Raw genomic sequence first — 11,601 nt, forward strand, 5'->3', positions numbered from 1 at the left:
ACTCGACAGCGAAGCCTTCGTTCCTGAGCTCCTCGATGAACGCCAGGATCAGCGGCTGCGGGGGTCGAGTTCCCGCGCGAAGAAGATTGAGGCCCTGCGCAGGATCTGATGGGTCTCTTTCTGTCGCCGGTTCTCCATGAGCAGCTGCTTGAGCTCGGCGTTCTCATCGGTGCTGACACCTTCGCGGGTGCCGTGGTCGATCTGGTGCTGACGCACCCATCGCCGGAGGGTGTCTCGGCCGCCACCGACTTGTTTGGAGATGACCTCCACTGCGGCGGTGCGGGAGGATTACTCGGACTGGTGACCGAGGACCAATCGGACGGCGCGCTCCTTCGGAGCGGGATCGATTCGACGAGGTATGGCTACATCCTTTCGGCTTAAAAAGATGCGGCATCAAACCTGGGACGCTTCAGAAAGACTTCGATCAAGATGTGGGAACGCGACGGGACACCAAACCGCACACATCTCACCACTCGCGCATGGGACGGGCACTAGTGACAGTAGACACACCAGAGAGCACCATATCTATAACTCCCAAAGCCAACCCCTGGAGGGGCAGGCCGACAGGGGCTCTGCTATCACATCTCGAGTAACGGGGGTCGGCGGAAATGGAACCCTACGACGCAACACACCAAGGAAGACGGAGACGAGGCCGCATTTCGGGATTCCTTGTGGTCGTGGCTGTACTCCTCAGTGGGTGTGTCTCGACGGAAGCAGACTCGGAGGGAACCGGGGATGAGGGTTCGACTGCATCGACTAGCACCTCGAACACAGGAGAGGGGCAGGCGGTTGACGACAACAGCATGACCCGACGAGATTTCCCCCCGCTGGAGAATTGCCCCAGCTCCTCGGAGCAGCTTAACCTCATGAACGAAAGCACTTATCAGATCTTTGGGCAAGTGGACGGAATCGACCCGTCAACCGGGCAGCCCTCGCAGCAGTTCATCCCCTTTGGCACCGGATGGGCGGTCGATGAGAGGTTGCTGGCGACGAATGCGCACGTGGCAGGCGCATTCGTCGAGACTGCTGAGGCCGGAATTCAGCTTTCACGCGCCGTCGCGGTCCAGTCGGGCACTGGTACGGTGGTTAGAATTCTTCGAGAGGTGACTCACCCGAGTTATGCGCAGGATCCTCTAGGATCCCCCGACGTGGCCCTTCTCACGACCCAAGAGGTCCTTTCAAACACTCTAGAACTCGCCTCTCCTGACAGCATTTTGGATCTTGGGGACGAGTTTCACTTGGTAGGTTTTCCTGGTGATGTGGACACGTTCATTAGTCAACGACCGGGAGAGACGATTCCTCAAGCGACGTCTTTGAACGGAACAATCTCAGCCCGTCGCGCGCACTCCCCAGACCAGGAAGTCACACCGGAGACATTGGCTGTGTATCAGCACCAGGCCCCCACCACGCCAGGAACAAGTGGTTCAGCGATGGTGCATTGCGGTGAAGTAGCGGGCATCAATAATGCCGGAACGGTGAGGCTCGTACTGGAATTGGATGAGAACGGCGAGCTTGCCTCCGATCGGCAGTCCGCCGCCGCGAACAATTTCGGCGTTCACGTCCGATTTATTCACGAGATTTTGGATCTTTTTGAGGCAGACGCCGTACCAGGTAATTCCTTGCCGCTCCCGGCCGTCGTCTCGGAACCCGCTGGAGACGAAGAAGCGAGTGGAGGCCAAACCGAAGAGTCCAGCGAGACGTACAGCTTCACGGGCGAGGTTCAAGGCAGCCATCGCATTACCTTCGACCTATCGACCGAGACTGGTGAAATCAATGGGATGGCTCAGTGGGGCACAGGCACATTCCTGCTCGTAGGCACCTTCGACCTCGAAACCCTTGAGTTCAGCATGACCGACGACGCTCCGGAACAGAACTCAACTGTTCCACGTGGCTTCTACGTTGGACAGCTATACGAAGACGGGACTTTCGAGGGGAATTACTCCGAGGACGGCGAGTCTGCAACATACTTTCAGGGAAACAGAACGGGTTAGACGAATGATCATGATGTGACTGCCGTCTGAAGCAAGCGGTTTTTCCGGAACCGTGTGTGACTCCAGACGCTCTCCCCGGCGGGATGAATAACGGTGACAAATGCGGTCTCTCAGAAAGAAGATGGGTCAGCCAAAATGAGCTAAAATACATCGAATTCTCGGGCTTGCTTTTTGTGGTTCGTTTATCTACAAAACACCACTCCGAGCCTCGCGGACTATGCAGACTGGCAGTACGTCCAGCATCGCTTTTCACCTCCAGCTGGAACCCCCTGCGGCTAGGCAGGAAGACTTGACTTTTTTATTCTGAAGGGTGCATCCAATGTCAAATTCTGAATTCGAAGCTGCGCTTCGCCTCGTCGGCGGCAGTGGGCAAGGAACCATGCCATACGAGCTCTCCAAGGGAGAGGTCGAGATCCTTCGTGTGGTCGGTTCGAAACGCCCGGGAAGAATCACGTCAGTTGGCGGCGACCTGGTCCTCACGACTTGTCGAGTCATCTTCACTCCACTGGACACAAGCGACGTATCGAAGCTCCTTTCCTTCGGACTTGGCAAAGCAGGTGCTGATGGAGGAATCGTCGGGATAGTTGACAAGGTCCAAGAAATGATCGGGACTGCAGCACCGATCGGGAGCGGGGCATTGACAGAGCTCTCCCGCATTGAAGCTGGCCACGAAGGATCCCTCCTCAAGCCGCCGACTCTAGTCATACACGGGAGTGACGGCAGTTCGGAGGAGATCGGTGTTCTAGAGAAAGGACTCAGTCACAACTCTTCCGCGAATAATCGTGCCGCACGTGATCGGTTCATCGAGGCAACCGTGAAGCAAATCGCGCTATAGGAGGCCCGGGCACTCAGCTCCTTCCGTGGGCGTTACCTTCAGCAGACCCGTACACGCAGGTCGTCAACCGCGTTGGGGTGAGCGGAGCTGAACTGTTTAGCCCGGTTGAGCACACCCTTGCCGGGGTGCTCGGAATCATAGGAGGCCTGGATGGACTAGATGGCGTCTACGAGTGCTAACCCGATCGCATCCGGCCAACCACCACGGTACGCCGTGAAGAACTCCTGAGGGAGCGAGTCGACTGCTGCAATTAAAGCCGTCATGTTTGGTTTGTCAATGGTATCGCTCAAAACTGCAGATTACATGCTCAGAATGCGCAAACCACAGGATCATAGGATGAAAAGAAGGTGCAGATCCGAAGGCTTCCCAAGCCCATCCGATCTCGGCTCGAATCAAGGAACAGCGGTCGCGTCCAAGCCACCAGCATTCAAGGTGAACACCACCGTCCCGTGCAGATCAGTGCGGTAGACCGCGGCACCCAGGTCCTCCAACTTGGCGATGATCTCAGCGGAGGGGTGCCCATAGGTGTTGTCCTCCCCCACCCCGATCAACGCCAGCGCCGGCCGGGTCACCTCCAGCACCTCTGTGCCGCCGTTGGCCGCCCCATGATGAGCGACCTTGAGCAGATGAACACCTTCAGGGGCTCCCGTCCGGCGCAGCCAAGAGGCAGCCACCTCCTCCTCGAGATCCCCCAGTGTCAACACCCGCAGCGGCTCATCGACGGACCCGACCGTCCCTTCCGGCAGATCAGGGTCCACGGTTTCGATGAGCGCCACGAGCGAGTTGTCATTGGCCTCGGCGTGATGCGCCTCGGCGGCCCATATGGTGAGCCGCACACTGAGCCCCCGGGTGAACTCGAAGCTCTCCCCGACCTGGGGCCGATGCACCGGGATGCTCGGGGGCAGCTCCCCGACCGATTCCACTTCGGTTTCCACGTCCCAGCCGGCGCTGCCGGCATGCAGGATCAGCCCCGGCGCACGGTCCTCAATGACCCCTGGGGTCCCGCCGTAATGGTCGCGGTGTTCATGAGTGAGCAACAGCGCCTCGACCGTCTCCACCCCCAGCTTCCTGAGGCACTCATCTGCCAGCAGCGGGTCCTCCCCCGTATCCACCACCACGCCGGCGGACTCTTGGGTGCGGACCACCAGCATGTCGCCCTGCCCCACATCACACAGCGCCACCCGCCACTGATCAACCCCACGTGAAGGCACCAGCGCCGTCACCGGCAGCACCAGGGCCAGCATCGCCGCCGCAGCTACCGCCAAGAGGACCACATGCCAACGGCGGAACCGATCCACCAGCCCCCAGGCCAGCACAAGTGCGGCGAAGATATAGAGCACCACCAGACCCCAGCCCACCCAGCCCTCGGGCCAGGGGGCAGCGGCCTGCGGAAGCCCCGCCGCGACCCTGCCGATCATCCCGAGACAGGCCGCCGCCAACCCGCAGCACCACAGGATCGGCACCGCGACCCAGGGCAGGGTCGTGGAGATCACCGCAGCTAAGGTACCCGGCACGGTGATGAACGGCACGAACGGGGCGGCCAGCACATTGGCGGGCACCGCGTAGGTGTTGACTGCGGCCGAGAGCGGCAGCAACACGGGGGTGACGAAGAGCTGCGCGGAGAACGCCAGGGCCAGCGGTGCCGCGAGAATCGCCGGCAGGAACGTTTCCAGCCGCTCCCGGATCCGGGTCCCGATCACCACGATCCCCGCCGTGGCGGCCGCGGAAAGCTGGAACGCCGGCTCAGTCGCGTAGAACGGATCAAAGACCAGCAGGCCGAGCACGCAGAGGCAGAGCAGCGAAAACGCCGCCCGTCCGCGCCCGGCGAAGAGCGACACCGCCGCGATGCTGCCCATCACCCCGGCACGGATCACACTGGGTTCGGGGTGCACCAGCAGCACGAAGAGCACCAGTCCGATGACCGCGACCGGAACAGTCGTCCATCGCGGAGCCCGCACCAGACGCACGAGCCCCATCAGCGCACCCATGACCAAAGCGCAGTTGGCGCCAGATATAGTTTCAATCAGGGATGGGAGCAGACTATGCAAGATGAGAGACAGTGCCCAAGCGAAGCAACGGTAGCCAGAGAGTACCTCCGGGTGTCCAGGGACCGACACGGCACCGGAAAGTCCCCTAATCAACAACACGCTGAAAATGCGAAGGCCGTGGCGCAATGGGGTTGGGCGCTCCACCCTTCTCCATATCGAGACGATGACCGGAGCGCGTCTAGATACGCGGCGAAGGACCGGGAGAACTTCCGCAGGCTGATCGATGACCTCGAGGAGGGACGATTCGAAGCGGACGTCCTGGTTATCTGGGAATCCTCACGGGGGTCACGACGGACAGGTGAGTGGGTCAACCTCATAGAGCTGTGCGAAGAACGAGGGATCCTTATTTTCGTCACCACGCACAGACGAGAGTACGACCCTTCGAACGCTCGTGATCGGCGATCGATGTTGGAGGACGCGGTTGACTCCGAGTACGAGTCCGCGAAGACTTCCGAACGCATCCGGCGTGACGTTCAGGCGGCGGCTGAGGAAGGCCGTGTCCATGGCAAGAATCTTTACGGGTATCGTCGGATCTACGATGAGAAGACGGGACAGCTGTCACACATCGAGCCGGACCCGGAGCAATCCGGAATCGTCCAGGAAGCCGCCCATCGTGTTCTTGCGGGTGAGACGTATTATTCGATCGCAAGGTCGTTTAACGAGCGGTCGGTGCCTCCACGTCGTCCCTCCCACAAACCACACCGCGCTCACCTTGGATGGACGCCTGCCGCTGTTAAGTCAATGCTCTCCACGCCCGCATACGCTGGCAAACGCCAGCACCGTGGCGCCATTGTGGCGCAGGCTGTCTGGCCACCGTTGATTGATCCCGATCTATGGGAACGAAAACTCCTGCCTTTGCTTAACAACCCGGCACGGAAAAGGACTAATGACTGGCCAGCCAGACACCTTCTCACTGGCATCGCGGTATGCGGAGAGTGTGGTGGCCGTGTAAGGGTCGGCAAGCAAAATAACGGACGACCGAAGTACGACGAGGGTGGACGTCCCTTGCCACGGGAGCACTACAACACCTATGTCTGCCAGGGCGTGCCGGGAAAGACTGGTTTTCATGTCGCGATGAAGACGACACACCTCGATCAGGTGGTTACGGAACACGTGATCGCACGCCTGGAACGCGTGGACTTCATCACAACGTTGGGACAGCAGGACGAGAACGTGGATGCTGAGATGCGGGTACTGGTCCAGGAGATCGAGAGTCACCGTAGGTATCTCGATGAGGTCCGCGAGCACGCCGCCAAACGGCACGACATGTCTATCCTGTTTGATCAGGAGGACCGTGTTCGTCCGCTGATAGACGCTGCACAGGCCAGTCTCGAGCGACTCGCGGCGACCGACCCTCTGGTCATCGATATTGCGTCTGCAGACAGCATTCGAGAAACCTGGGAAGGGCTGACCCTGGCGGACAAGCGGCGTGTGGTCAGGGCCCTTATGACGCCGCGAATCAACCGCGTAGGCGACCAGGGACGAGGGCGAAAGGGGGTCAACACTGAGAGGGTAGAACCAGGATGGAGATAGCTTCTGTTCCGCGGGATACCAGTATTTTTCCCTGGATATGCACCTCCGTAAATCCACCGTATAATTAGAGCTTGTCACGCGTCTGGGCGTGTGGCGTACGTGTGGGGTCTCGCAAGCCCCTTCAGAGACTGTCCGAGGTAGGCCCACCTCACGACCGAGCGCTGCGGATCCCAGTTAGCCGCAGTTCAAGGCAGGACCAATATGAACGGGCGGAGTAAGCGTCAGCAGTTGACGAAAGACTGCGGCAGGACTCCATCTGGCAGCACAGGTGCAATCTAGAGCACCAACTGTGAGTGTGTCGGCCAGAGACGTCAGCGCGCTATGCGTGCCTGTCTCTGGAGAGATACATGGTTACGACTACGGGCAATACCGAACTCCTCACGCTGGTCCAGGCTTCTGAGAAGCGAGATCGCACCGGTCAGCGCGAGTTCGGCTCAATCGACACGCTGCGCCGTCGGATTAGACGCGGAGACCTTCCCCATCAGGTCCATGACGGGAAGTACTTCCTCAGGCTCGCTGACCTCCACGCCATGCGGAAGGCCTCCGCAAGTCAGCGTGCTTTCGATGAGCTGAAGGCGGCTGCAACCCGCGCAGCCTCAACTGCACCTCCGATCAGCGTTGAACGTCGGGACGAGATCTTGGCGATCCTGCGAGGTTCTCGGTGACTATGTTTATCGCAGTCGATGGTCGCTCCCATGTCGGCCTTCCTTGGGAACATGTTCAGCCCACATGGCCCTGTGCACTCTCGCAGCCACGGTGTGGGTGGTCATGTTCGTTGGGTCTTGGAGCCCCAGTGGGGCTCCAAGACCCAACGAACATGACCGTCGCTAGACGGTCTGACCCGCGCAGCGGCCCCGGACAATTGGGAGCGCAGCGAGCAATTGTCTTACGGGGCTATAGACATTCCTTGTCTCGGGGTGCAGAGGCTCGAACAATTGGGTGCAGGGTCCCGATTGATGGAGAAGTGCCCCGAGACAAGGAATGTCCCACCCCAAGGACCGCGAAGCGGTTTGCAGGGGTGCGCCTGTCCACGCCCGCACTCAGGTCTCAGGGTGTGGAGCGATGACTGTTCAGGGACACGCCGCTTTCCACCTCGAGCACAACGCCCACGGGAAAAACGGGACACGGGCAGATCGACGGAATCTGCTCAAGGAATGCATGCGTCACCTCAATGAGAAGGACGTGACGCGACAAGCACTTCGGAACTCGAACATCGTTGTCGACGACACGCATCTGAACGAGGCATTCGTAAACGATGGGCACGGTGGGTTCCGCCACGCGAAGTCGGTCAAAGAAGTACTGGACTTCGGCGACGGTCGCATCAAACGGGTGCGGAGGAAGATCAGTGAGAATCAGATGACGGTCGACCGGTTCGTTGTTCACCTGCCGAAATCAATGTGCGTAGAGGTCCCAAACTACTACCCACGAATCAACTCCGATGGCTCCGAGCGCATTGATCCGGTTACGGGCCAGCCCATGTCACGCAGCCGGTGGGTGGCACGTGACCATCAGGAGGCCATGGAGTACCTCCACCATGCGGCCAACTTCCTGATCGAACATGTGATCCCGGGCAAGCACGACGCGGTCCATGGGTGGGCGACCAATTTCGACGAGAGCACTCCTCATCTCCAGCTGATGGCTGACCCGTTCGCGCGGGACCCGAAAGCTTCCGACCCCGAGATACTCCGCACCGAGTACAGCCAGGCATACCGGTCTCACCGCGAAGTCAGGTACTCGGCAGGGCCCAGGTCGGGGCAACAGATCGACGGACGCGCGAAGATGCGCAACTATCAGTCGAACATGCGGGACCACATGATCGCCCTCGGCTACCCGGTAGAGAAAGAGGTGAACGAACGGCATGGCCAATCACTCCCGCCAGAAGAGTTCAAACTGGCGAAAGATGCTGAAGCTGCCGCCAGCGCAACTCTCGCGGGTGTAAGAGATCTCGAGCGCGGCTACAGAACCAGGGAGCAGGCCCTCGACGCCTGGGCGGCAGAGATTGTGGAGCAAGAGCAACACCTGGACCAAATGGGACGTCAGATACAGTCTCAGACTCAGCAGCTACGGGACACAGCCGAAGTGCAGGCACAGGATATTCTTTCCGCCGCAATGGACCAGGGTCAGCAGTTGCTCATGAATCTTCGTGAGCGGATCACAGAGACCAACTTCGGGGCGTGGATCGAGGAACACTACCCTGAGGTCATCGACGAGTTCTCGGCTGAAATCGCCCCTCGCGCTCCGTCTCCCCGGCGGACCCGGCGCAAGGCCCCACCTTCCTCCCTACCCCCTGCCCGACAGCGGCACCTGTCGTCTCTCCAGCGCGGAGACCGCTCCTACGGCGATTAAGAGCTTCGCTACGCCTTCCACACCTACCAAAGGAAACCACCATGAATCAGGAATACGCAGCGGATCAGGCCCGTCAGATGGCTTGGAAGTACGAAAAGGAAGTTCTCAGCACGCTGGCTTCGACCACGGTTCCAACTCGGAGTAGGCGTGAACTGCTGGTGGACCTTGGTCTGGCACTTGCCGAGTATGCACCTACGGATCGTATCCTCGAGTCGGCGCCCCCGGTGGCTCCAGGCCATGTGCACATGACGTGCTCCGGGGTAGTTAAGGAGCCGAGCAAGGCCATCCAGGAAGCGGTGTTCAGATTATCGCTGAACGCAACTGCCTCGATCGGCCCCCACCTCACTGTTGGACAGATCGAAAGGGCTGGCCGCGCGCGCGACGCTGCACTCAGCGCTGGCTCCAACGAGTTACTCCTGAGCCGCCGCATCAATCCTGACCAGATTCGTCGGTATTACTGGAGGGATCATATCCAGAAGGCCCTTGACACTCTGCTCCTGCTCCCCGCTGAAGGGCGGGTATTCGAAGCCTCTCTCGAGCGTGTCTTGTCGGTAGTGGGGTTCACCCGTGCGGGGGAAGGCTACGAACTCAACGACCCGGAAGAAGCGCGCATCATGGGCGAGTTCACTGCAGCTGACCTTGGTGAAGAGTACTCACCTACGGCCCTGAGGAAGAGGGCCTCGGATAATGCCGGGCGGCTGTGGGAAGTTCGCGCCATGACAATTGCGTGGGCCTCAGCCACCACACGTAAAGATGGTGGCGGCCCTACAGAAGAGTTTGGGGCGGATGGGTCGCGTTCGCGGTCGATTGGGGCAAGAGCGCGTAAGAAGGCCGAGGACGAGGAGAAGGCTGAGGCGGAGCGCGTTCGCGCAGAGAAGGAAAAAAAGGCCGAGGCGGCAAAGAAAGAGCGGAGCGTCGAAATCGCCCGACAGGCCAGGGCTAGGCTGGACGCTCGCTTAAGCAGTCTCAATCTGGAGCCCGATTCTTCAGAGGAAAAGGACCTGCACTACGGAGGTTGAGCTTAGTATGCCGCCCTGGGCCCGCATCATGCTCGTAGCTCTTTACGACACACGCCGCTCCGGGCAACACGCTTGGATCGCAGTAGGTACTGGACCTTAGGACGGCACCTGCACGTCTGGTCCGATCACACCACCAGACGAACATCTCCTGACTCTGCGGACCGTTGGCCCCTGAACTTTTCGAGCGGTCAGTCTCTTCGCGACCAAACGACCTCTCAGGACCTACTTCTTCCTTTTGGAAGGCAGCTCGAATTGGGCTCTGTAGAAGTACACGAGCCATCCGACCGAGGTGCACGCATTAACGGTTCGAGCACCGTTATCTGGGTCAACTTCCCGAACGAACAAGTTGGCATTGACAAGAGCTGTCACCGCGCTCACCAATTGTTGTTGGCTTACGAAGTCGTACTCCTGGTGATCCGCGGAGGCAGCTCGACCTCCGTTCTCACATACAGCTTCAAAGAACGCCCAATGCCGTGGCTGCACATCGTGAGCATCGTGGAACGCGTTCTCCGCCCTCTCGGTCATCCACGCTTCAAGTAGCCGATCCCTCGCAGTTTCATCGGGCAAGGTGTCGCCAGCTGGGTACTCCGCGGACAACCAGTGGGAAAATTCTTGGGCCGTGGAAAGTGCGTCTCGCAGGTTTTTATTAAGGGCCGTATAGATGAAGTCGAATCCAGATGGAGAGACTGGCGCGGTTGCACCTTCCAATCCAAAGTACTCCAACCTTCTTGTGATGGCCTCCACCGCGGAGGCATCGTTTAGCGGCCCAACTTGAAGCGGCGCTTGGAAGATCCCACTAAGCCTTTCTGTCCTCGCTCTTGAGACGATCCCTCTTGAACCGCAGAGTATCCACCGCAGTTGAGGGATGTTGAACAACCGGTCCCTAAGCTCATCTAGCGTCGACCTAGCAGCCCCAGCGCTTTCCACAATCTCCAGGTTGTCCAGGATGCAGACGACACCACCAGTATTGGCAGGAAAGCACTCCTCGAGGACCGCCCTGACAGCTTCTGGGAATCCCGAACGAAGGAACGCTTCACCGGTGTTGGGTTCTGACGATTTCCCCCATTCAGCCCCCGAACCAAGAACACTGGCGCCGACGGAATACCCTCCATACTGAGGTTCGTTCAGCCACTTATTGAGCTTCTTGACATCTGGCTCGCTAAGCCCCACCTGTTTGAACGAGCCCTGGTAGCGAATCAGCGTCTGCGCGACCACGCGATAAACCTGTGCTTCAAACTCTGCGACGTCTTTGACCGGCTGGAATCTCTGCACTGCCGGCAAGTAGAGCTCGCCTGCACGAGCCTCCAGGCAGCGCTTCGCCATCCGGAACGCAGCCACATTGAGCAGGCTGGTCTTGCCCACACCAATGGGCCCTTCAACGGAAGGGTGGGCACCTCCACTTCCGAGGCGTGCTTGGATACCCCGGACCTCTTTGTCCCGCCCGGCCAGAAGTAAGTCGCCCATTTCGTCAGGGGCCAGAGTGTCCTGGCTGTACGGGTTCTGTTGGAAGCCGAAGTCGGACCAGATACCAAAGATAGACATGTGGTGACCCTATATCTGATCCAGGCTCCACGAACGGACTTCAAGAACTAAGAGGGTTCAGGCGCGACGGACGGTCACAGCGCGCTGTACCAAGAAGACCCCGTACCGACCGAGAAGGTCAGCACGGGGTCTAATTGTCTAGAAGTTGGGTGACGGTGCAGGGGTCTGCTGACGGTTCCGTTGACTTCTTGACTGCTATGAAAGCAGAGAGGATAGTCCCATGCCGAAGATCTACTCCGAAGAGTTCAAGGCATCCGCGTTGGAGCTGCTCGATTCCGGGATGACCC

8 protein-coding genes are annotated in these 11,601 nt (G+C 59.6%); 5 read left to right on the forward strand and 3 right to left on the reverse strand.

Annotation, left to right across the window (positions count from 1 at the left end):
• Window positions 1-48: 48 nt before the first annotated feature.
• A complete protein-coding gene (locus tag LSI54_RS12810) occupies window positions 49-216 on the reverse strand; it encodes a hypothetical protein (protein ID WP_241478559.1) in 168 nt (55 codons plus the stop codon).
• A 650-nt stretch (window positions 217-866) separates the two neighbouring features.
• Here LSI54_RS12810 and LSI54_RS12815 point away from each other — a divergent pair.
• Together LSI54_RS12815 and LSI54_RS12820 are read left to right on the forward strand one after the other, a co-directional pair.
• Window positions 867-1,991 (forward strand): trypsin-like serine peptidase, encoded by a 1,125-nt coding sequence (locus LSI54_RS12815; RefSeq protein WP_241478560.1) that lies wholly within the window; start codon window positions 867-869, stop codon window positions 1,989-1,991.
• A 379-nt stretch (window positions 1,992-2,370) separates the two neighbouring features.
• Window positions 2,371-2,826, forward strand: a complete 456-nt coding sequence (locus tag LSI54_RS12820) for a hypothetical protein (RefSeq protein ID WP_241478561.1) — start codon at window positions 2,371-2,373, stop codon at window positions 2,824-2,826.
• A 392-nt stretch (window positions 2,827-3,218) separates the two neighbouring features.
• Here LSI54_RS12820 and LSI54_RS12825 read toward each other — a convergent pair whose 3' ends face one another.
• Entirely contained in the window at window positions 3,219-4,973 is a 1,755-nt protein-coding gene (locus tag LSI54_RS12825; RefSeq protein WP_342357827.1) for a ComEC/Rec2 family competence protein, read from the reverse strand.
• On the opposite strand from LSI54_RS12825, the gene LSI54_RS12830 reads away from it, so the two are divergent.
• The 3 genes from LSI54_RS12830 (at window position 4,869) to LSI54_RS12840 (ending at window position 9,772) form a co-directional block, all read left to right on the forward strand.
• Window positions 4,869-6,407 (forward strand): recombinase family protein, encoded by a 1,539-nt coding sequence (locus tag LSI54_RS12830; protein WP_241478563.1) that lies wholly within the window; start codon window positions 4,869-4,871, stop codon window positions 6,405-6,407. The two genes, LSI54_RS12825 and LSI54_RS12830, sit on opposite strands and share 105 nt — an antisense overlap.
• Before the next feature lie 1,062 nt (window positions 6,408-7,469).
• Entirely contained in the window at window positions 7,470-8,753 is a 1,284-nt protein-coding gene (locus LSI54_RS12835; RefSeq protein WP_241478564.1) for a hypothetical protein, read from the forward strand.
• 41 nt (window positions 8,754-8,794) lie between these two features.
• Complete coding sequence (locus tag LSI54_RS12840) at window positions 8,795-9,772, forward strand: hypothetical protein (protein WP_241478565.1); 978 nt, start codon at window positions 8,795-8,797, stop codon at window positions 9,770-9,772.
• Window positions 9,773-9,994: 222 nt separating this feature from the next.
• On the opposite strand, the gene LSI54_RS12845 is transcribed toward LSI54_RS12840, so the two are convergent.
• Complete coding sequence (locus LSI54_RS12845) at window positions 9,995-11,314, reverse strand: ATP-binding protein (RefSeq protein ID WP_241478566.1); 1,320 nt, start codon at window positions 11,312-11,314, stop codon at window positions 9,995-9,997.
• Window positions 11,315-11,601: the final 287 nt, after the last annotated feature.

The sequence above is a fragment of the Nesterenkonia sp. AY15 genome, assembly GCF_022565855.1.
GTDB lineage: Bacteria > Actinomycetota > Actinomycetes > Actinomycetales > Micrococcaceae > Nesterenkonia.

Coding starts and splice junctions, on each gene's coding strand:
- LSI54_RS12815 (WP_241478560.1), top strand. CDS start 867: ATGAACGAAAGCACTTATCAGATCTTTGGGCAAGTGGACGGAATCGAC.
- LSI54_RS12820 (WP_241478561.1), top strand. CDS start 2,371: ATGCCATACGAGCTCTCCAAGGGAGAGGTCGAGATCCTTCGTGTGGTC.
- LSI54_RS12830 (WP_241478563.1), top strand. CDS start 4,869: ATGCAAGATGAGAGACAGTGCCCAAGCGAAGCAACGGTAGCCAGAGAG.
- LSI54_RS12835 (WP_241478564.1), top strand. CDS start 7,470: ATGACTGTTCAGGGACACGCCGCTTTCCACCTCGAGCACAACGCCCAC.
- LSI54_RS12840 (WP_241478565.1), top strand. CDS start 8,795: ATGAATCAGGAATACGCAGCGGATCAGGCCCGTCAGATGGCTTGGAAG.
- LSI54_RS12845 (WP_241478566.1), bottom strand. CDS start 11,314: ATGTCTATCTTTGGTATCTGGTCCGACTTCGGCTTCCAACAGAACCCG.